This window comes from Pseudomonas sp. A0308 (genome assembly GCF_044218815.1).
Classification (GTDB): domain Bacteria; phylum Pseudomonadota; class Gammaproteobacteria; order Pseudomonadales; family Pseudomonadaceae; genus Aquipseudomonas; species Aquipseudomonas iridis.
In genome coordinates, this window is the sequence record NZ_CP162581.1 from 3,499,874 (window position 1) to 3,520,857 (window position 20,984).

Sequence of the window (20,984 nt, forward strand, 5' to 3'; positions counted from 1 at the left end):
TGAAAAGCATATGGGCGCAGCGAGCACGGTTATTCTTGATGGCGGCATGGGCCGTGAGTTGCAACGAGCCGGGGCGCCATTTCGGCAGCCAGAATGGTCGGCACTGGCGCTGAGCGAAGCACCGCAAGCGGTCGAGGCTGTACACGCTGCCTATATCGCCAGTGGTGCCGACGTGATCACTAGCAACAGCTATGCAGTGGTGCCGTTTCATATCGGCGAAACGCGTTTCGCCGCTGAAGGTCAGGCTTTGGCAGCGTTGGCCGGCGAACTGGCGCGGCGTGCGGTGCAGGCATCGGGTAAAAACGTGCGGGTAGCCGGCTCCTTGCCTCCGTTGTTCGGCTCTTATCGTCCTGATCTGTTCGACGCGTCTCGAGTAACGGAATTGCTGAATCCGTTGGTCAACGGACTGGCACCGCACGTTGACCTGTGGCTGGCGGAAACACAGAGTTCGATTATCGAGGCACGGGCCATCCACGCCGGACTCCCGCAGGACGGCAAGCCGTTCTGGCTGTCGTTTACCTTGCAGGATGAAGACACTGACGACGTACCGCGTTTGCGTTCTGGCGAGCCGGTCGCCGAGGCGGCTACGGTGGCAGCGGAGTTGGGCGTTGAAACGTTGCTATTCAATTGCAGCCAGCCGGAAGTGATTGGCGCGGCGATTGATGCGGCACGCGCTACCTTCGAGCGTCTGGGGGTGAAGATTCACATCGGCGCCTATGCCAATGCGTTTCCGCCGCAGCCCAAGGAGGCAACGGCCAATGACGGACTGGATCCGCTGCGCGACGATCTCGATCCGCCAGGTTATTTGCATTGGGCGAGAGATTGGCAGCAACGCGGCGCCAGTCACTTGGGCGGTTGCTGCGGTATCGGACCAGAACACATTGCAGTGCTGGCGCAGAAACTGGCTTAAGAAAGCGGATCAAAAGATCGCAGCCTGCGGCAGCGCCTACATTTTGTCCCGTGTAGGAGCTGCCGAAGGCTGCGATCTTTTGCTTTTGCGGTTTTAACCACGGCACTCGACCAACCCTTTCACCTGACCGTCAGGCGTCTGGTTTTCATCGGACAGCCACTGCTCAAACCCCGCCGCAATCGCCGGCCATTCCGAATCCACAATCGAGTACCACGCGGTGTCGCGGTTCTGGCCCTTGACCACCATGTGCTGGCGGAAAACGCCTTCGAAGCTGAAGCCCAGGCGTTCAGCGGCGTATTTGGAGCGGGCGTTAGCGTTGTTGCACTTCCATTCCAGGCGACGGTAGCCCAGGTCAAAGGAGTGTTTGGCCAACAGGTAAACCGCCTCGGTGCTTTTTGGCGAGCGCTGCATTGGTGCGCCGAAAGTCACGTGGCCGATTTCGATACGGCCGTGGGCCGGGACAATCGACATCAGGCTGAGCATGCCTTGCACCTGGCCGCTGGCGCGGTCGATGATGCTGAAGAAATACGGATCGCTGCTGGCCGCGTGATTATTCAGCCAGTCATTGAACACGTGGCGCTCGGGAAACGGGCCGTAGGGCAGGAAGTCCCAGAGTTTCGGGTCGGCGCCGGGGCCTTCGAGGGCGTTGAACAGGTCATCACCGTGGCGCGCCGGGTCGAGCCTTTCCAGGCGGATGAAGCGGCCTTCGAGCAGCGTGGTCGTGGGGGCGGGCACGCCTTTCCAATCGGCAGGTGAGGTGATCATGAGCGCGTCTCCTTAAAGGGCTTTGCGAAACTGGATGAAGCCTGGGCGCTCGGCGATGCGCTCGTAGAGCTGGATCGCCGTAGCGTTGGATTCGTGGGTCAGCCAATGGACTTTGCAGCAGCCGTCGGCTTTGGCCGTTGCATAGACGTGCTCGATCAACTGGCGACCGACGCCGGTGCCGCGGGTTTCAGGCGCCACCAGCAAGTCTTGCAGGTAACAGGAGTTTTCGATGCTCCAGTTCGAGCGATGGTAGATGTAATGCACCATGCCCAGCGCTTTACCGTCAGCCCAGGCGAGGGCGGCGTGCGTCGGTTCGCTCGGGTCGAGGAAGCGCTGCCAGGTACTGTTCGTCACCGCCTCCGGCAGTTCGGTGTTGTAGAAGCGCAGGTACGCTTGCCACAGCGCCAGCCAGGCGGCGTGGTCGTCGGCGCTGACCTGACGGATCTCGATCTGACTCATGGTGAGTTCCTTAACGCATCAATTGGGCGAGGGTTTGATCGTTGAATTCGGAGCTGGCGGCCAGCCCTTCGCGCACGCCGGCGATATCTTCGGCGCTGCGGTTCTGACTGAGCTTGCGCTTGCCTTCCAGGCGGTCGATGGGAATGGCGAAACCGACGATGGCTTTGAGCATGCTGTCGATGTAATCGGCGGGTGCGTCGGCGACCGACCAAGGCTGTGCGCGGCCGGCCTCATGGCGGTCGGTGAGGGTGCTGACGATGTCGAGCAGCCGCCCGCCGTCGCTGAAGGTCTCGGCGTGGCCGTAGGCGTGTACGGCGATGTAGTTCCAGGTCGGCACGACTTTGCCATGCTCGGCCTTGCTCGGATAAAACCCCGGGCTGACGTAGGCATCCGGTCCGGCAAAAATCAGCATCGCTTCGGCGCCGTCGCGCAGGTCCTTCCACTGCGGATTGGCCCTGGCCAGATGCCCGTAGAGCGTGCCGTATTCACCTTGCTCGCAATGCAGCAGCACCGGCACATGGCTGGCTTGCAGACCGTTTTCGCCGTGGGTTACCAGAATGGCGAGGCGAGTGGCGAGGACCAGTTCGTGGAGTTGGGACAGCTCATCGATGGCAAAGGCACGCGGCGTGTACATAAGAGATTTTCCTTGGCGAATACATACATCCTAGGCAGGCTATTGGTCTGATGTAAGAGCCATTGATGGCCAATTTCATAGGTCCATTACCATGCCTGATTTGTCCACGTTGTCCATGCCGTTCAACCCGGCGGGCATCGAGCTTGATCGCCGTCAGGGCTTGAGCCGTCAGCTCTATCAGGCGCTGCGACTGCGTGTGCTCGACGGGCGGCTAGCCAGTGGCACGCGCCTGCCAGCCAGCCGTGATCTGGCCGCCGCGCTGGCGATTTCCCGCAATAGTGTGGTTCGGGCCTACGATCAACTCTATGCCGAAGGCTTCATTGAAGGGCGGGTGGGCGATGGCACTTATGTAGCCCAGCTGCCCCGTGACCCGCTCAAGGCGAAAAAACTATCCACAAAAGTATCCACAGGGTTTTCAACAGGCTTACCCACAGCCTTATCCACAAATTCAGCAAATTCCACTGTGCTTTCATCCAGTAAAGTTATCCACAGCGGCGTTTTACAGCGGTTGGAAAACAACCATTTACCCCATCCCCCCAGTGGCCCGCCGCGCGCATTTCGGGTTGGTGTACCGGCATTCGATCTGTTTCCGTTTGACGTCTGGGCCAAGCTCAACGGGGCTTTCTGGCGCAAACCGGACCTTCAGCAGATGTGTTACGGCGACCCGGCCGGCGATGCGCGTCTGCGCAGCCTGATTGCGGCCTATCTGCGCAGTTCGCGAGGTATGCAGTGCTCGGCTGAGCAAATTGTGATCACCAGTGGCGCACAGCAGGCCATTAGTCTTTGTGCACAGCTGCTAGTGGAGCCGGGCGATGGCGTTGCGATCGAAAATCCGGGGTACCGTGCGGCCGGTCATGCATTCGCCTTGGCGGGAGGCATTCTGCGCGGGATTGGCGTGGACGAGGAGGGCATGGATTGCTCGGCACTGTCGGGTGCCAGTGATTGTCGCGTGGCCTACGTGACGCCCTCGCATCAATACCCGACAGGCGTGGTGATGAGCCTGGCGCGGCGTCTTGAACTGCTCGCCTGGGCCGAACGCACGCAAGGCTGGATCGTTGAGGATGACTACGACGGCGAGTACCGTTACACCGGCGCGCCATTGGCCCCCTTGGCGGCACTCGATCAACAGGGCCGCGTGCTGTATGTCGGCACGTTCGGCAAGGTCGCATTCCCGGCGTTGCGCCTCGGTTATCTGGTGCTGCCACCGGCGCTGGTGCCAGCGTTTTCGCAACGCCGGGCGGTGGATGTCCGGCATTCCGAGGTGAGCACGCAAGCGGTGATGGCCGAGTTCATGGCGGCCGGGCATTTCCAGCGGCATATCCGCCGGATGCGCCGCGCCGCGCTGAACCGGCGCAATACGTTGCTCGATGGTTGGCCAACGGCAATCCTCGGCGTCGGTGACCTGCCGGCGGTGTCGGCCGGGCTGCACCTGACCGTGAAGGTGGAGAGCATCGACCGTGAGCGGCAACTGATCGAGCAAGCTGCGCGCGTGGATGTCGAAATCAGCGGCTTGAGCCATTACTGGCTGCCGGACTCTACGACTCCCCAGGACCAGCGCGCCGGACTGGTCCTGGGGTTCGCCGCCGTGCCGGAAGCCGCGATCAAAGCTGCGTTGGCCCGGTTGCAGCAGGCTTGGCGGGCTTGAAGAACAAGGTCTCGGCTAATTGGGTGGAAATCTCGCTGCGGTGAATATCGATGACTTGCTGATTGTTCAAACCACGCAATTCATAGGTCCCCCCTAGATGCCGCTGCGCGTTGGTTTTCAGGTGTCCGGCGAGGAATGGCGTTAACGGCGCGCTGACACTGCTGTAGTGAAAGTGCGCGTAACACACCACCTTGCTGGTTTTGATATCGCGTACTTCGTACTCGTCCAGAAAGTCATTCGGACGACTTTTGAGTTCGCGTCGCGTAAGAATTTTGGCGATGGTCACTTCACCGTGATTTTTCAGCCATTCGACGCCGGCTCCCGTCGGCATCTGCTGTTTGATCATTCTGGCCCGGGTACTGGTGCCTTTTTCATCAAGCGCCTTTGCTGCCTTCTCCAGCGCGTGACCTAGTTCTTGCGTCGGGTTGTCGAGATCCGCCGTGGCATTGCGCGCCGTCAATGCCTCATCGATGTCTGCGTTGGCTTTACGCAGAAGCGCTGCATGCCGGTGGTATTCCTCCTCGACCTCCACCGGGAGCCGCGGACCCCGCTTGATCCGAGCGTCGGTAACCCGGTGAAACTCCGCAAGGCCATCGAGCAGTGCCTGGCCAGCGCGGATACTTTTATTGAGATTGGGCCTAGGCGGCGGCTTAGGGAGTTGCGTCGTCGGCGTAGCCGTAATGTGTTCCACCCAAACGCCGGGTGACTCTTCCTGAAAGGTGGCGATGACCCCTGCCATGTTCGAGCGCAATTCGACCAGGTCGCTTGGCCCGTCTTCAGTCGCAGTTTTCGGTACACCGACGAGAGTGCCTCTGCTACGGGTCTTGATGATTTTCCGGGTGTTCATGCCTGCAGGCCTGGACGGACCGGCTTGAGGTTCGACCAGACGCCGGTCACGCAGCAAGCCTGCCAGCTGCGTGACCGCTATGTCGCTGAACTCCTTGACCCTTTCACGTACCCGCGCAAGCCGTGGAAGGTTGAGCTGGTCCGCAAACTCGGCGGCGATATCGCCAAAACCCTGATCCACCGCGGCAAATTGCCGGGTCAGGTGATTCAGGGTGTCGATCCGCTCACCGAGGTTGTGCAGACTTTCATCGGTACTCAGATTCAGCGAGCTCTGAACGTTCAGTGCTGCGCTTTCGATGAGTTGTTCCATTGTCGCCTGCGCCTGTGCCCTGACCGCTGTTGTGCCCGGCTTGACGCAAATCTCCTGGCCAAGACAGATTTGCAGCAGCTTGAAATCATTCAGATCGTAGTCCGGCAGAGTTTTCCGATATTTGATCAGTATTTCCACAGCGCCTTCGCCGAGGCGTTCAAGTTCTGCGAACCGGGCATGGGAAGCGTCGATTTTTTCCATGATCCCCTGAGTCTGATCGCTCATTTCTTCGCAGGTCTGAATGAACCGCTGCGACGAAGATTGCTTACGGTCCTCAATTGCCATCGTCGTAGCGCGGATATTGGCCTGAAAATCCGTGCCGTTCTCCATGAGCCATTCCTGGCCGAGGAACAGTTGCATCTCCAGCCGCTCGGTTATCACCGCGCGGAAATTGGGAACCTCCTGCAGCGAATTCAACAGTCTGATTTGATTGATATTTTCCCCGTATTCCTGGAGCTGTGAATCCAGCAGGTCGAGGTATTTTTTGCGTGCAGTCTTGGCCGTTTCCGGCAGGGCGGCGTCCATGGCGGTGCGGGCTTCTGTGAGCTCAGTCAGCTTGGACGGCATCGTCAAGTCGAAAGCGCTGATAGCACTTCGGTGCTGAGATATGCGCTGCATGTTCTGACGCTGGACCTGTCTGCGCCGACTGCTCAGGCCGCCGCCGCTCAGGCGCAATCGCAGATCGACGACCCATTGGCCGGCCGCGCTGCGTACCAGAAATGGTCCGGTACCGGGAGGCTGTCGGCTCGAGTCGATGATCTGCACGCGTTCATCTTCATTGATCTGCACCTGGAACCAGCGCTTGTCGACCGGCGCGTACCATTTCCCGCCATGTTGGTAGAGGTGCTGATACGGGCCCTCACTCGCCGCAGTCCCAAGCGTTTCGGGTTTGCTGACGTTGAGACGGTCCAGCAGTGCGGCGAGGCTGTGGTTCGATTGCTCTAGAGCGGCGATGGTGTTGATCGACGTCCCATGATTGGCGACCAGTTCACTGCCCGCGATGTCCGGCGCGAGTACAGGGTTGATGAGCTCAGGTACGGGTTGAGGTGTCGGCGACTCCCACGCATCAACTGCACTGATGGCCTTGTGGGCGGGCTTGTGACCGACCGCTGCGCGATGGGCGAGGACCATGCCCAGTGCGAGGAGAATATCGGCAAGTGCCGACCAGGCGACTTTGCCGGATTGCTGATTGGCAGCGTCGCTGACCTCCTGCAAGTCGTCCATGATCTGCCAGATCCAGGCCGCTATCGAGACACCGCGCCCCAGAAAGGGCAGCGCCGCGTTAAAGAGTACCCAGCCACCGCGTTTGAGCGTGGCCCAGCGTGCTTGCGCGTTGGATACCGATTGGCGGTCAGCTTGGGTGATGACCGCTTGCACATTGGTCTTGTGCAGCGTTGCCAGAACATCGCTTTCGATGACGTCGGTGCCCAGCGTGACGGGCCTGGACATATCAATGAGGGTCAGCGGGTGAATCACTATCTCTGGAATGACCCACACCGAGGGAAACCTTGCCGCAAACACATACTGGCTGAAGTTGAATCGCACGCTATCGGGTAACCACGCCAATACCGATTCGCGCAGATCCTGAGAATGCTTGATTGCGTACAGCAAATTGGTAGGACCGGGGTATTGAATCAGCGCCTTTGCGAACAGCGGTCGATAAAGCAGGCAGGGCCCTTTGTCCGGCTCGCGCGGGCCGATGACGAACATGTTGTCCACGGTGTCCGCGCGGGAGGTGCTGCGGTGGGTCACGAATGCCAGAGGGCGGATGACGATGTCCTGCCCGTCGACCTGACGATCTGCAGCGACGCTGCTCAGTGCCGCGACCACGTATCGGTAACCCAGCTCAGTGATACCTGCTTCGCCACGGATCTTGTGTTGCAGGGCCAGCAACGGCAATTCAAGGGGTAACTGTTGGCTATAGAGATCCTGCAAAGCAGCCGCCTGAGTGGCGTCGTCGACCAGTTTTTTCTTCAGGTAAGCGGGGTAAGTGCTGCCGATGTCGACGGTCTTTACCAGCTCTTCGACAAAGGTCACGGTCATCCATTGCGGTAACGCGCTGCCGTCTTTGTAGGCCACCCTTTTATTGCCCAGGGGCAGGCCCGCCAGGTTTTGCAGCGCGAGTTCGAGAAGCGTCAGCGTTTTGGTCTGAAATTCGCCCGGCACTATGAACGTGCCCCAGATCACCAGGCTGACGATGGTCATCTCGATGTCGTCGAGCTTGATATCGGTTGCTGTCGGGTGGTCTTTTAGAATCTGTGCAGTCAGTGCCTCGCGTGTGAATGTCTGCAGATCCTTCACTTCGCTCTGAAACGATTTGCCCTGGTTCGCATGCTGCACCACCGTCAGATCCAGCAAGTGTCGGCCGTAGAGGGTCTGATCGGCAGGCGAGGCAGCGTCCAGCCACCCGGGCAGCATTGGCCTCAGTCGCTCGATGTGCGGTTTCAGGCGCGGTATCGGTTGTTGATGGTTGCCTGCGGTTCCGGCGTGAGGATAGAGCCTGTTGAGAATCGGACCTTCGAAGAAATTGATCTGGCCCAGCGCATCGGCTTCAAGCGCAATGACAGTGCAGGCCTGGTGGTTGAAGAAGTCGCCTTCAGGCTCGACAAGTCGCCAGCTCAGACCTTTGGCGCTGGCGCCTTCGCGAAACCGGTGTGGCAGGGCATTGCCGATTTCGTCCACCGAAGCGAAGCGCCGGAAGCCTTGCACCACCGAGTGAGTGAGCACCAGCGTGCGCTGCCCGAGCGTACCGATCAGCACGGCAGTATTGAGCAACGTCGTGTGTTTGCGGGCATCCCCTTCACCGTGATCCAGGTCAATCAGACAGGCGCGGGTCTTGTACTTGTCGTTGGCTCTTTTTCGTTTGTCCGGGTTGTTGAAAACGGCGAGGGCCATGGCTTGCTCATCGGCATCCCAGCCAAGGCTTGCGTCGACATTCCATAGTCTGCGCAAGCCATCTGACAGTTGATACCAGCGCGGGTGATTCGCAGCGGTGTTTTCGCTCCAGTAATCGATGTGTTGCTCTTTGTAGGCAACGAACAGCAGTGGCGCCAGCTCGTTGATCAGCCGGGCGATGGCACTGATTTTCACCGGCAGCTGGATTGCCGGACTGACAGTGGGCTGCAAGGTCAGGAAGTGTTCGTCGTCGAGGTACGTCACCGTGGTGCCGGACAGGCCAAGCCGCACCAGCGCGTCGGTAAGGGATTCGAACTTATCGGCCCCCGGGGTTGCATGCTCGTCAGTGATGACCCATGTCGGCGTCGCGACCATGGCCCGTTGCGGGTCGATCTCCAGGTTCGGATACAGCGTTTTGAGGGCCTGGCGCAGTGTTGTCGTGGCGACTTCCCGCAACGAGGGGCCGGTCACCAGTTGGGTCAACACATCGACCGCGCTGGGTATGGATATTTCGGGCATGGGCAATTCCTGCTCTGACTGTTGGGCACACCGGGGAAGTGGCCGAGCAGGGCAAGGTAAAGTTCGCGTCGCGACGGTGTGCGGTACATAGATCTTGCGGGCAAAAAAAGACCCGCACGAGCGGGTCCAGGTGTTTAGCCGTTGCTCAGTGAGCGCTTTCAAAGCCCTCAAGCACGTTCACTGCGTTGATGCCGATTTCTTCCACCGCGTAGCCACCTTCCATCACGAACAGCGTCGGTTTGCCGAGCGCGGCAATACGCTTGCCCATCGCCAGGTAATCCGGGCTGTCGAGCTTGAATTGCGAGATCGGGTCATCTTTGAACGTATCGACACCCAGCGACACGACGATGATCTCGGCGCCATAACGGTCGATCTCGTTGCAGGCTTGATCCAGCGCCGCACTCCAGGTGTCCCAGCCGGAACCTGCGGGCAATGGATAGTTGAAATTGAAGCCTTCGCCGGCGCCTTCACCGAGCTCGTCTTCGTAGCCGAGGAAGAACGGAAACTCCGCTTCCGGGTGGCCATGGATCGAGGTGAACAACACGTCGCTGCGTTCGTAGAAAATCGATTGGGTGCCGTTGCCGTGGTGGTAGTCGACGTCGAGGATCGCGACCTTCTTGTGGCCTTGATCAAGAAACGCCTGCGCCGCAATGGCCGCGTTGTTGAGGTAGCAATAACCGCCCATCAAATCGCCGGCAGCGTGATGTCCGGGTGGGCGACACAACGCGAAGGCACTGTGTGCGCCTTGCTGGATCGCCGCTTGCGCGGTCAGTGCAACTTGCGCCGCGCTGTACGCGGCTTGCCAGGTGCCGGCGGTGATCGGTGCGCCGCCGTCGAAGCTGTAGTAACCGAGTTGGCCGTGCAGGCTGGTCGGTTTGATGGCGCGCAGTGTGCGGGCCGGCCAGGTGTAGGGCAGCAAGTCGCCGTCGGTGTTGAATTCTGTCCAGCGAGCCCACGCGCCTTTGAAGAACTCGAGATAGTCGCGGCTGTGAATGCGGGCGATCGGTTCAAGGCCGAAATCCTTCGGTGCCTCCACCGGACCCAGATGCTGGTGCTGCACGCGTTGCAGCACATGGTCGGCACGCGAAGGCATCTCGAAGCAAGGCTTGAGCTGGCCATCGATCAATTCGCAGCGGCCATGGTGCAGGTGGTGATCATCCGAGTAGATCGTCAGCATTTGTTGTTCTCCGCAGGGGCTGATTCGGTTTGCGTCCAGTGTTGCGGCGCACAGCGATTCGGAAAACGGCAGAAGAGGCCAAAAGGGGATCGATCTGGCCAGAACCTCTGACCGCTATTCGCCCCTTGCTTGAGTAGGCCTGCCCAAGCCTGCTCCCACAAAGGAATATCAATGCGGTCGGAACTGGCTCGGCGCGACCCCACTCCAGCGCACAAACGCATGGCGAAAGCTCGCGGTCTCGCTGAAGCCCAGGGTTTCGGCGATGCGGTAGATCGGAAGTTGATCCTCACACAGCATCTGCTTGGCTCGCTCGAAGCGCAGTTCATCGAGCAGTTCCTGATAACTGCTGCCCATGTCCTTCAGATGTCTGCGCAAAGTGCGCGGCGAGCATTTCATTTGCTGGGCCAGACCTTCCAGTCCCGGTGCGGCGTTCAGCTGGGCACTGAGCAATTGGCGGATACGGCCCAGCCAGGCCTGACGCCCGGTGAATTCGAGGTTCTGCTTGCGACAGCGTTCAGCCATGGCTTGATGGGTGACGGCGTCCGCCAGCGGCAGCGGCCGGTCCAGCCAGTGGCGGTCGAAGGCGAACGCGTTGTCCTTGGCGGCGAAGTGCAGCGCTGCATTGAAGTGCTCGGCATAGCTTTCGCGGTAATCCGGTGCCTCATGTTCAAAACGGACGGCGAGCAAGGGCAGCGGACCACCGAGTAAATCGTCGCAAATGACTTTGAGCGAAACCAGACAGAATTCGGCATTGAATACTGCCATCGCCGGGCTCTCGCGGTAATCGGCGGCGACAAACCAGACGCGTTCGCCGTCGTCCTCAAGACTCAGCTCGAAAAGTGTTCCCAACAGCGCCGGATAGCGGATGGCCAGGCGCAAAGCGTCACCGAAGGTGGCACAGGTCAGCAGTGCGTAGCCGAGAATTCCATAGCTGGAAACGTGCATGCGTCGGCCCAGTTCCAGACCGATATCGTGCTTGAGCGCGACCGCGTTGGCGCACACCTGCATCTCCTGATTGGTGGTGATGCGCGTGTCGGCCCGGGCCAGATCCGCCGCACTGATGCCGCTGCCGGCCAGCAATGCTTCGCTCGACAAGCCTTGATCCCTGAAGGTGTTGAGCACCAGAGAGACCGCGTTGAGGGTGGTGAGGTGGGAGTGGAGCATGAGATTTTCCAGCCTTGGGATGGCTGGAACGCAGCAAGTTATATGCCGCAGCAGCCCCTCACCCCAGCCCTCTCCCTCTAGGAGAGGGTTAGGGTGAGGGGAAATCGGCAGCCTTGCTCAGACCAGCTCACCACACAAATCCAGCTCCATCAGCCGCCGCACTTCAGCCGTTTCAAGACCCGCCCCCAGCAAGCCATGCAATTTGCCGAACGCCGCCTCGCGGGTCATACCGCCACCGGACAGCACGCCAGCCCCGCGCAAGCGGCTGCCAGCCTCGTACACGTCCAGTTCAACTCCGCCCTCGTGGCATTGCGTCACCGCGACCACCACCACGCCGTTGTCCCGCGCACGGCTTAAGCTGGCAAGGAACTCTGGATTGTCGCTCGGTCCGGTGCCGCTGCCGTAGCACTCCAGCACCAGCCCCTGAATGCCGCTGTCGAGCAACCCGTCGAGAATCGCGGCGCCGATTCCGGGGAACAACGGCAGTACCGCAATGTTCGCCAGTAGCTTGGGCTGGTTGTAATTCAACGCTGGCGGCACAGAAGTAGCTTTCACGCCGCCGCCCTGACGCTCCAGGCGCTTGAACGGATGACGACCGAAGCTGCGCACTTTCGCGCAGCGGGTCGGCGCCAGCAGCTCACCGTGGAAGTACAGATGCACACCCGGCGCCAAACCCTGGCCGAGGGCGACCAGTGCGCCGCTGAGGTTTTCCCAGGCATCGCTATCGGTGACACCGGCCGGCAACATGGAGCCGGTGAAGCACACACGGGCATGCAGGCCGAGCAACTGGAAACTCATGGCCGCAGCGCTGTACGCCAGTGTGTCGGTGCCGTGCAGGATCAGCACGCTGTCGCAGTTCTGTACATCAACTGCGTCGACCACAGCCTCACGCAGTTGCTGCCAATAGGCCGGGGTCATGTTGGCGCTGTCGATCAGCGGCGACATTTCACGAAAGCGCCATTGCGGCACGATCAGTTCTGGCTGGCTGTGCAGATAGTCGCGCATCCGCGCTTCGAAACCGGACGCCGGGGCCAGGCCATTGGCACTGGCCTGCATGCCGATGGTGCCACCGGTGTAGAGCACCATGACGTTTTGCGCGGCAGGATAGGTCGACGAATTCATGAGGATTCTCCGAAAGGATGAGGTCCTGTGGGAGCGAGCCTGCTCGCGAAAGCGGTGTGTCAGTCAATGCATGCATCAACTGCCAGATTGCATTCGCGAGCAGGCTCGCTCTCACAGTTTTCCGAACTGTAACTGACGAGCGCAGGAGATGCGCCCGTCATTCACCCATCAGCGTTGCGCTGCAGGGACGCCTTGCGGCTCGACTTCAGTCTTGCCGGCTGCGGCGGGCGGATTGGCCGGCCAGGCTTTGCGGTCCAGGTCCAGATCCGGGAATTTGCTCGAATCGAACACCGGCGTCTTGATGCCGGCCGCACGCTGGTCATCGTAGTCACGCAGGATGCGCATGCCGATCTTGAACAGCAGGAACAGCGCGATCAGGTTCACAAACGCCAGCATGGTCATGGTGATGTCGGCGAAGGCGAACACGGTGCTGAGGTTTTCGATCGCACCCCAGAAGATCAACACCAATACCAACACGCGGTAGCCGATCAGCGCCTTGCGGTTTTCACCGATCATGAAGCGCAGGTTGCTCTCGCCAAGGTAGTAGTTGTAGAGGATCGAGGTGAACACGAACAACGCCAGGGCGACCGAAATGAACATCCGGCCCCACTCACCCACCACAGCGGCCAGCGAGTTCTGGGTCAGGGCAATGCCATCGCCTTCGAAGCCTGGGGTGTAGAAACCCGAGAGCAGGATCAGCAGCGCGGTGCAGGTGCAGATCACGAAGGTGTCGAGGAACACGCTGAAGGCCTGAACCACGCCTTGCGCGACCGGGTGCTCGACCGAAGCCACAGCCGCCACGTTCGGCGCACTGCCCAAACCGGCTTCGTTGGCGAACACGCCACGCTTCACGCCCATGACGATGGCGCTACCGATCAGACCGCCGAATGCCTGGTCGAGACCGAATGCGCTTTTGACGATGGTCATCAACATGGCGGGTACGTGGTCGAATTGCAGCACGATCACGTAGAGGGTCACGCCGATGTACACCAGGGTTTTCACCGGTACCAACAGGTCAGCGACCTTGGCGATACGCTTGATCCCGCCGACGAACACCAGGCCCAGCAGCACTGCCAGGCCGAGGCCGGTGTAAGTGGTGTCGAGGCCGAAAGCGTTTTCCAGCGAGTGAGTCACGGCGTGCGCTTGCAGGCCGTTGAAGGCGAAACCGAAGGTCACCAGCAACAGGAACGCCATGACCATACCCAACCAGCGTTTCTGCAAACCGTGCTGGATGTAGTAGGACGGGCCGCCACGGAAGGTGCCATCAGAGTCGGTGCGTTTGTAGAGCTGGCCGAGCGAGCACTCGAAGAAGCTGCTGGACATGCCGACCAGTGCGGTTACCCACATCCAGAACACCGCACCTGGCCCACCGAGGGTAACGGCGATGCCGACACCGGCGATGTTACCTGCACCGACACGGCCGGCGAGGCTGAGCATCAGGGCCTGGAACGAGCTGAGCTGCCCGGCGCTGCTTTTGAGACTGTCGCGGAACACCGCGAACATGTGGAAGAAGTGCCGCAATTGAACGAAACGCGAGCGAATCGTGAAGTAGCTACCGAGCCCGACAATGAGCACGATCAGTACTTTCCCTGAGAGGAAGTCGTTAATGACTTCGAGCATGGATTTTTCCTCGCTGTTTTTTGTGTAAGCAAATGCTGGATAGAAGAAACATCGTGTTACACCGGTCTGCGCACGGCACGACGGGTGAGGCGAAGGTTTCGTCCCGGATCCATTTCGCGGGTTTGTTATTAGTTCGGGTTTCGCATGGGTGATGGCCTCGTTACCGACGACCGCTCACGCGAAGAGGGGCGGCACTATACCGATCAGTGGCGCGCCCGTCTGCACGGTAGTGGTGCAAGCGACGAAACGAAGCTTTGAAACACCCGGCGTTACCGGCGCCGGGTTTGTGCGGGAACTGCTTTTTTGTGGGAGCGAGCCTGCTCGCTCCCACATTGTTCAGTCCCCAGACATAGGGGTCTCAGGATCAGATAGTTAAAAAAAAGGGCCTGGGGACGGATCCCCAAGCCCTCAAAAGGTGAGAGGTGTCTAGTCCCTCGACCTGGTGAGCGGTGCTACAAGTAACGCGTCGGCTCAGGCTTTGAGCGGAACCAGACGCGGAGCAATCATGTTTTCCGGGCGCAGGATGTCGGCGAGCATGGCTTCGTCGAGCAGACCTTCTTCGCGCACCAGTTCCAGCACGCCGCGGCCGCTTTCAAGAGCGATACCGGCGATGCGGGTGGCGTTTTTGTAGCCGATGTACGGGTTCAGTGCGGTGACCAGACCGATCGAGTGCTCGACCAGTTCACGGCAGCGCGCTTCGTTGGCGGTGATGCCGACGATGCAGTGCTCGCGCAGCATGTCCATGGCGCGTTGCAGCAGGCGGATCGAGTCGAAGATCTTGAACGCGATCAGCGGCTCCATCACGTTCAATTGCAGCTGGCCGCCTTCGGCTGCCATGGTCAGTGCCAAGTCGTTGCCGATGACCTGGAAGGCTACCTGGTTAACGGCTTCCGGGATCACCGGGTTGACCTTGCCGGGCATGATCGAGCTGCCTGGCTGACGCGCCGGCAGGTTGATCTCGTTGATGCCGGTGCGTGGACCGCTGGACAGCAGACGCAGGTCATTGCAGATCTTCGACAGCTTGACCGCGGTGCGTTTGAGCATGCCGGAGAACAGCACGAAGGCGCCCATGTCGGAGGTGGCTTCGATCAGGTCGGCCGCTGGCACCAGCGGTTGGCCGCTGATCAGCGCCAGACGCTGTACAGCCAGCGCCTGATAACGCGGGTCGGCGTTAATGCCAGTGCCGATCGCGGTGCCGCCCAGGTTCACTTCAGTCAGCAGTTCCGGGGCCAGCGTCTTCAGACGGGCCAGGTCTTCGCCCATGGTGGTGGCGAAAGCACGGAATTCCTGGCCGAGGGTCATCGGTACGGCGTCTTGCAGCTGGGTACGGCCCATTTTCAGGACGTGATCGAATTCTTTACCTTTGGCCGCAAATGCCTGAATCAGGCTGTCGAGGCTGGCGAGCAGGGTGTCGTGACCCAACAGCAGACCCAGGCGGATGGCCGTCGGGTAGGCGTCGTTGGTCGACTGCGCCATGTTCACGTCGTCGTTCGGGTGCAGGTACTGGTACTCGCCTTTCTGGTGACCCATTGCTTCCAGAGCAATGTTGGCGATCACTTCGTTGGCGTTCATGTTGGTGGAGGTACCGGCGCCACCCTGAATCATGTCGACCACGAATTCTTCGTGGAAATCACCGCGGATCAATCGTGCACAGGCTTCGCTGATGGCAGCGTGCTTGGCTTCGCTCAGGTGACCCAATTCACGGTTGGCGTCAGCGGCGGCCTGTTTGACCATCGCCAGACCCACAACCAGTTTCGGGTAATGCGAAATCGGAACGCCCGAGAGGCGGAAGTTGTTCACCGCTCGCAGGGTCTGGATGCCGTAATACGCTTGAGCCGGTACTTCGAGGGCGCCAAGCAGGTCGTTTTCTGTGCGGAAAGATGCAGCGGAGGACATGATAGAAATCATCTCGATATGGACCCGGTCTGTGCCGGAACGCTGCGAATGCTAGGCTTGTGGGGAAATTTGGGCCAATGCTGTTAAGCACTGGCCTATGCACATTCGGCATAATGCCCGTGTGACGCCGCGTGCGCGGCAGACGTGTGACCTGTTTTGGTGCGTGTCCGGGAGGACGTGATGAATCTGGAAAGCAAATGGCTCGAGGACTTCAGTGCTCTGGCCGCCACCCGCAGCTTCTCGCAGGCCGCCGAACGACGTTTCGTGACTCAGCCAGCATTCAGCCGGCGGATCCGCAGCCTCGAAGCGGCGCTGGGGCTGACCTTGGTCAATCGATCGCGCACGCCGATCGAACTGACGGCGGCGGGGCAATTGTTTCTGGTGACCGCGCGCACCGTGGTCGAGCAGCTCGGCGAAGTGTTGCGTCACCTGCATCATCTGGAAGGCGGGCAGGGCGAGGTGATGCAGGTGGCCGCCGCTCACTCCTTGGCGCTGGGTTTCTTCCCGCGCTGGATCGCGCAACTGCGTAATGAAGGGCTGAATATTGCCACTCGGTTGGTGGCGACCAACGTTGGTGACGCCGTGCATGCGTTGCGTGAAGGTGGCTGCGATCTGATGCTGGCGTTCTATGACCCGGACGCGGCGATGCAGATGGACCCGGAGATTTTCCCGTCGCTGCATTTGGGCCAGACCGAAATGTTGCCGGTGTGCGCGGCGGATGCCGATGGCAAACCGCTGTTCGATCTGGAAGGCGAAGCCAGCGTGCCGCTGCTCGCCTACAGCGCCGGGGCTTTTCTCGGACGCTCAGTGAACGGTTTGCTGCGCCAGCGTCAGCTGCGGTTTACCACCATTTATGAAACCGCCATGGCCGACAGCCTGAAAAGCATGGCGCTGGAAGGCCTCGGCATTGCCTGGGTGCCACAACTGAGTGTGCGTGCGGAACTGGCACGCGGTGAACTCGTTGTGTGCGGCGGCCCGCAATGGCATGTGCCACTGGAGATTCGTCTGTACCGCTGCGCACTGGTGCGCAAGGCCAACGTCCGTCTGCTGTGGCGCAAGCTAGAAGGTGGCGCCGCACAAAACACCTGAACCCATCGAATAACCCTGTGGGAGCTGGCTTGCCAGCGATTGCGGTTGGCCAGTCACCCTCAATGTTTGCTGACACGACGTCAGCGCTGGCAAGCCAGCTCCCACAAGGGATTTGCGGTGTTTCTGGACTGACCTTCAAGTCAATAAAACCGGGCTTTTGCGGCAGATGACAGATGGTCGTGCAGGGGGCTGTTTATTGCTTTCTTTGCGGTATACTGCGCGGCCTTTGGCCGGTACGACCGGCCATTTTTCGTACAATCAAGCCACGCAACCTGCGTGGCTTGTTGTTTTTGACGCGCCTGCGGGCGCCCAGAGAGAAGAGGCGCGACGATGAGTGCACTGGTTGGCGTGATCATGGGCTCCAAGTCCGATTGGTCCACCCTTAGCCACACCGCCGATATGCTGGAAAAGCTCGGCATCCCGTACGAGGTCAAGGTGGTTTCTGCACACCGTACCCCGGATCTGCTGTTCCAGTACGCCGAAGAGGCTGAAGGCCGAGGCATCGAGGTGATTATCGCCGGTGCTGGTGGCGCAGCTCACTTGCCGGGCATGTGTGCGGCCAAGACCCACCTGCCGGTGCTGGGCGTTCCCGTGCAGTCGGCAATGCTCTCGGGCGTCGATTCACTGCTGTCGATCGTGCAGATGCCGGCCGGCATTCCGGTCGCCACCCTGGCCATCGGCAAGGCTGGCGCGATCAACGCAGCGCTGCTCTCGGCGAGTATCCTTGGCGCCAAGCATCCGCAATTCCACGCGGTGCTGAAAACCTTCCGTGCCGAGCAGACAGACAGCGTCCTGGACAATCCAGACCCACGTATTGCCTGAGGTTGTTGAGATGAAGATCGGTGTAATCGGTGGCGGCCAGTTGGGTCGCATGTTGGCCTTGGCGGGCACTCCGCTGGGCATGAACTTCGCTTTCCTCGATCCTGCGCCGGACGCTTGCGCCGCTGCGCTGGGCGAACACCTGCGGGCCGATTACGGCGATCAGGACCATCTGCGCCAATTGGCCGATGAAGTCGATCTGGTGACCTTCGAATTCGAAAGCGTCCCGGCTGAAACCGTAGCGTTCCTCTCGCAATTCGTGCCGGTTTATCCAAGCGCCGAAGCCCTGCGCATCGCGCGTGATCGCTGGTTCGAAAAGAGCATGTTCAAGGATCTGGGGATCCCGACCCCAGCCTTTGCCGACATTCAGTCACAAGCCGATCTGGATGCTGCCGTGGCTGCAATCGGTCTGCCGGCCGTGCTGAAAACCCGCACGCTGGGTTACGACGGCAAGGGTCAGAAAGTCCTGCGCAAACCTGAAGACGTGGTCGGCACTTTTGCCGAACTCGGCAGCGTTGCCTGCTTGCTGGAGGGCTTCGTGCCGTTCACCGGTGAAGTCTCGCTGATCGCCGTGCGCGCTCGCGATGGTGAAACGAAGTTCTACCCGTTGGTGCACAACACCCACGACAGCGGCATCCTCAAGTTGTCGATCGCCAGCACTGATCACCCGTTGCAGGCGTTGGCCGAAGATTATTCCAGCCGTGTGCTCAAGCAGCTTGATTACGTCGGTGTGATGGCGTTCGAGTTCTTTGAGGTCGACGGTGGCCTCAAGGCCAACGAAATCGCCCCACGCGTGCACAACTCCGGGCACTGGACCACCGAAGGCGCCGAGTGCAGCCAGTTCGAAAACCACCTGCGTGCCGTTGCCGGTCTGCCGCTGGGTTCGACGGCCAAGGTCGGCGAGAGCGCGATGCTCAACTTTATCGGCGTTGTCCCGCCGGTTGAGAAAGTCATCGCCATCGAAGGCTGCCATCTGCACCACTACGGCAAGGCCTTCAAGGCCGGGCGCAAGGTCGGTCACGCCAACCTGCGCTGCGCCGACAAGGCCACGCTTGAAGCGCAGATCCTCAAGGTCGAAGCGCTGATCGCCCAGTAAAAGAGTTTCATGTGGCAGCGGCGGAACCATTCAGGGGCCGCCGTTCTCTCATGGCAGGATGCCAAAGTCTGTCTAGGCTTTGGCATATCTACCAAATCAGAGGGAAATGCCATGGGAATTATCGGAACCATCTTTATCGGCTTGATCGTCGGCCTGCTGGCTCGGTTCCTGAAACCGGGCGATGACAGCATGGGCTGGATCATGACCATCCTGCTCGGTATCGGGGGTTCGCTGGCGGCCACCTATGGCGGCCAGGCTCTGGGCATTTATCAGGCGGGCGAGGGCGCAGGCTTCCTCGGCGCGCTGGTTGGCGCAGTCGTGTTGCTGGTGATCTACGGCCTGATCAAAAAGAACTGATCCAAAGCGACAAAGTCCTCTCCGCCATTGCGGCGGGGAGGGCTAGAATGCTCGGCGCTTCAACTTCCTTTTTTACCGAGCACCTTCATGCGCCGTCTTCTGTTGACTCTCCTCTTGCTGGGCAGCGGTCTGGCCCACGCCAGCGAACTGCCGGAAACCGACTGGCTCGAACTGATGCCCAAGTCGGATCAAAAGGCCCTCGAGGCCATGCCTGAAATCGACCACAACTCCCCGGAAGCCACCGGCACCTTCACCGAGAAGGGCGGGATGAAGCAGGCCAAAGGTCTGCCGGCGGTCATGTACTCGACCAAAACCGTAGCGTCGATGAACGACAAGCACATCCGCATCGGCGGTTATCCGGTGCCGCTGGAATCCGACGCCAAGGGCCGCAGCACGCTGTTCTTCCTCGTGCCGTACCCGGGCGCGTGCATCCACGTGCCGCCACCGCCGCCGAATCAACTGGTGCTGGTGCGGTATCCGAAGGGTTTGAAGCTGGACGACATCTATACGCCGCTGTGGGTGAGCGGCACGCTGAAGGTCGAGAAGGTCAGCAATGACCTGGCCGATGCGGCCTATGCGCTGGAGGCGGACAAGGTGCGGGTGGTGCAGGAATCTGATCTCTGACACCACGAAACAACTGTGGGAGCGAGCCTGCTCGCGAAAGCGGTGTGTCAGACATTTGAATGTTGACTGATACCACGCCTTCGCGAGCAGGCTCGCTCCCACATTTTGTATTGTGCTGCTGATTAGAGCGCTTTGCTGGCGACGCTGACGCCCATCGTATGGCTCGCACCCGGTGCCAGAGTCACCACATCACTCATCACATTCGCCGTCTCGATGCACAGCATGCGCTGCCAGCCATCGTTATCCATATCGCTGAGCGCCGCAGCGCGGTCGATCCAGGGGTTCCAGATCACGGCCGTCCGCGAGCCGGTAGAGGTCAGCACGATGCGCCGTTCCCACGTCGAGTCGACGATGCTCAGTTGCGGCGGCGTATCGAGGTAGATGCGGTCGGTTTCCCCGGCAAAATGCAGATCGCCTTGCTGGCTGTGGGTCTTCCAGTCGTCCAGCGTCTCGATGTAATCCAAACCCTCCACGCCGTCGACATGCACATTGCGCACATCGCTGACAGCAAAATAGGTATGCAGCGCCTGACTCAGGCTGACGGAGTCACTGCCACGGTTATGGCTGGTCAGGCTGAATTGCAGCTCATCCGACAGACGCAGGGTCAGGGTCAGATCCACCTGATGCGGCCAACCCGGCAGGCCGCCTTCGGGATAGGGCAACTTGAACTCGACCTTGATCCCGTTGCTCTCGGCTTCGATGCCGCCCAGCTCCCAATCCATCGCACGCACCAGACCGTGCGCAGGGGCTGGTTGCTCACCGGTGTACATCGCCTGCACGCTCTGCGGATTGCGTTCGAACTTGCCGAACCACGGCCAGCACACCGGCACGCCGGCACGGATGCTCTTGCCGGTCTTGAACGTGGCCTTGTCGTTGAGCCAGATGATCGGCGGCTGGCCGTCGATCTGGTAACTGAGGATGTGCGCGCCTTGCTGGGCGACCAACACTTCAGCCTGACCGTGGCGAATGCGCCAGCAGTTCAGTTCATCCAGTTTCACGGCTTCAACGTTGGGCGTGGTCATGGGACAGCTCTCGAT

At 60.4% G+C, this 20,984-nt stretch carries 17 protein-coding genes; 7 read left to right on the forward strand and 10 right to left on the reverse strand.

All coding sequences use genetic code 11. The features are described 5' to 3' along the window. Positions 1-10 precede the first annotated feature (10 nt). A complete protein-coding gene (locus AB4P92_RS16100; protein WP_395599677.1) occupies positions 11-910 on the forward strand; it encodes a homocysteine S-methyltransferase family protein in 900 nt (299 codons plus the stop codon). A 93-nt stretch (positions 911-1,003) separates the two neighbouring features. Here the strand turns inward: AB4P92_RS16100 and AB4P92_RS16105 are convergent, their stop codons facing one another. From AB4P92_RS16105 to AB4P92_RS16115, 3 genes are read right to left on the reverse strand one after another with little or no spacing between them, the layout of a single operon-like run. After that, positions 1,004-1,675: a GNAT family N-acetyltransferase gene (locus tag AB4P92_RS16105; RefSeq protein WP_395597871.1), complete on the reverse strand. Its 672-nt coding sequence runs from the start codon at positions 1,673-1,675 to the stop codon at positions 1,004-1,006. A 12-nt stretch (positions 1,676-1,687) separates the two neighbouring features. Then, entirely contained in the window at positions 1,688-2,134 is a 447-nt protein-coding gene (locus tag AB4P92_RS16110) for a GNAT family N-acetyltransferase (protein ID WP_047304252.1), read from the reverse strand. 10 nt (positions 2,135-2,144) lie between these two features. After that, entirely contained in the window at positions 2,145-2,768 is a 624-nt protein-coding gene (locus AB4P92_RS16115; RefSeq protein ID WP_395597872.1) for an FMN-binding negative transcriptional regulator, read from the reverse strand. 91 nt (positions 2,769-2,859) lie between these two features. On the opposite strand from AB4P92_RS16115, the gene AB4P92_RS16120 reads away from it, so the two are divergent. Further along, positions 2,860-4,413 carry a PLP-dependent aminotransferase family protein gene (locus AB4P92_RS16120; protein WP_200612775.1) on the forward strand — a complete coding sequence of 518 codons (1,554 nt, stop codon included), beginning with the start codon at positions 2,860-2,862 and terminating at the stop codon, positions 4,411-4,413. Here the strand turns inward: AB4P92_RS16120 and AB4P92_RS16125 are convergent. The 6 genes from AB4P92_RS16125 to aspA form a co-directional block, all read right to left on the reverse strand. Further along, positions 4,370-8,983, reverse strand: coding sequence for a dermonecrotic toxin domain-containing protein (locus tag AB4P92_RS16125; protein ID WP_395597873.1), 4,614 nt, complete (start codon positions 8,981-8,983; stop codon positions 4,370-4,372). The two genes, AB4P92_RS16120 and AB4P92_RS16125, sit on opposite strands and share 44 nt — an antisense overlap. Before the next feature lie 145 nt (positions 8,984-9,128). After that, a complete protein-coding gene (locus tag AB4P92_RS16130; RefSeq protein WP_395597874.1) occupies positions 9,129-10,160 on the reverse strand; it encodes a histone deacetylase family protein in 1,032 nt (343 codons plus the stop codon). A 168-nt stretch (positions 10,161-10,328) separates the two neighbouring features. Further along, on the reverse strand, positions 10,329-11,324 hold the full coding sequence (locus AB4P92_RS16135) for an AraC family transcriptional regulator (RefSeq protein WP_115146660.1): 996 nt from the start codon (positions 11,322-11,324) through the stop codon (positions 10,329-10,331). 117 nt (positions 11,325-11,441) lie between these two features. After that, positions 11,442-12,446: an asparaginase gene (locus AB4P92_RS16140; RefSeq protein ID WP_273877382.1), complete on the reverse strand. Its 1,005-nt coding sequence runs from the start codon at positions 12,444-12,446 to the stop codon at positions 11,442-11,444. Positions 12,447-12,614: 168 nt separating this feature from the next. After that, positions 12,615-14,066: a sodium:alanine symporter family protein gene (locus AB4P92_RS16145; RefSeq protein WP_200612763.1), complete on the reverse strand. Its 1,452-nt coding sequence runs from the start codon at positions 14,064-14,066 to the stop codon at positions 12,615-12,617. Positions 14,067-14,537: 471 nt separating this feature from the next. Continuing rightward, complete coding sequence (aspA, locus tag AB4P92_RS16150) at positions 14,538-15,962, reverse strand: aspartate ammonia-lyase (RefSeq protein ID WP_042561826.1); 1,425 nt, start codon at positions 15,960-15,962, stop codon at positions 14,538-14,540. A gap of 180 nt (positions 15,963-16,142) precedes the next feature. Here aspA and AB4P92_RS16155 point away from each other — a divergent pair, with 180 nt between their 5' ends. From AB4P92_RS16155 to AB4P92_RS16175, 5 genes are all read left to right on the forward strand, one after another. Beyond that, on the forward strand, positions 16,143-17,051 hold the full coding sequence (locus AB4P92_RS16155) for a LysR substrate-binding domain-containing protein (RefSeq protein WP_042561825.1): 909 nt from the start codon (positions 16,143-16,145) through the stop codon (positions 17,049-17,051). Positions 17,052-17,381: 330 nt separating this feature from the next. After that, the gene (purE, locus tag AB4P92_RS16160; RefSeq protein ID WP_007954291.1) at positions 17,382-17,873 is read left to right on the forward strand and encodes a 5-(carboxyamino)imidazole ribonucleotide mutase; all 492 of its coding nucleotides are present in this window, start codon (positions 17,382-17,384) and stop codon (positions 17,871-17,873) included. Positions 17,874-17,883: 10 nt separating this feature from the next. Beyond that, positions 17,884-18,966 (forward strand): 5-(carboxyamino)imidazole ribonucleotide synthase, encoded by a 1,083-nt coding sequence (locus AB4P92_RS16165; RefSeq protein WP_261735503.1) that lies wholly within the window; start codon positions 17,884-17,886, stop codon positions 18,964-18,966. Positions 18,967-19,077: 111 nt separating this feature from the next. Then, a complete protein-coding gene (locus AB4P92_RS16170; RefSeq protein ID WP_016772475.1) occupies positions 19,078-19,323 on the forward strand; it encodes a GlsB/YeaQ/YmgE family stress response membrane protein in 246 nt (81 codons plus the stop codon). An 87-nt stretch (positions 19,324-19,410) separates the two neighbouring features. Further along, on the forward strand, positions 19,411-19,947 hold the full coding sequence (locus tag AB4P92_RS16175; RefSeq protein ID WP_042561823.1) for a DUF3299 domain-containing protein: 537 nt from the start codon (positions 19,411-19,413) through the stop codon (positions 19,945-19,947). Between the two features lie 122 nt (positions 19,948-20,069). Here AB4P92_RS16175 and AB4P92_RS16180 read toward each other — a convergent pair whose 3' ends face one another. Beyond that, positions 20,070-20,969: a D-hexose-6-phosphate mutarotase gene (locus AB4P92_RS16180; protein WP_395597875.1), complete on the reverse strand. Its 900-nt coding sequence runs from the start codon at positions 20,967-20,969 to the stop codon at positions 20,070-20,072. Positions 20,970-20,984: the final 15 nt, after the last annotated feature.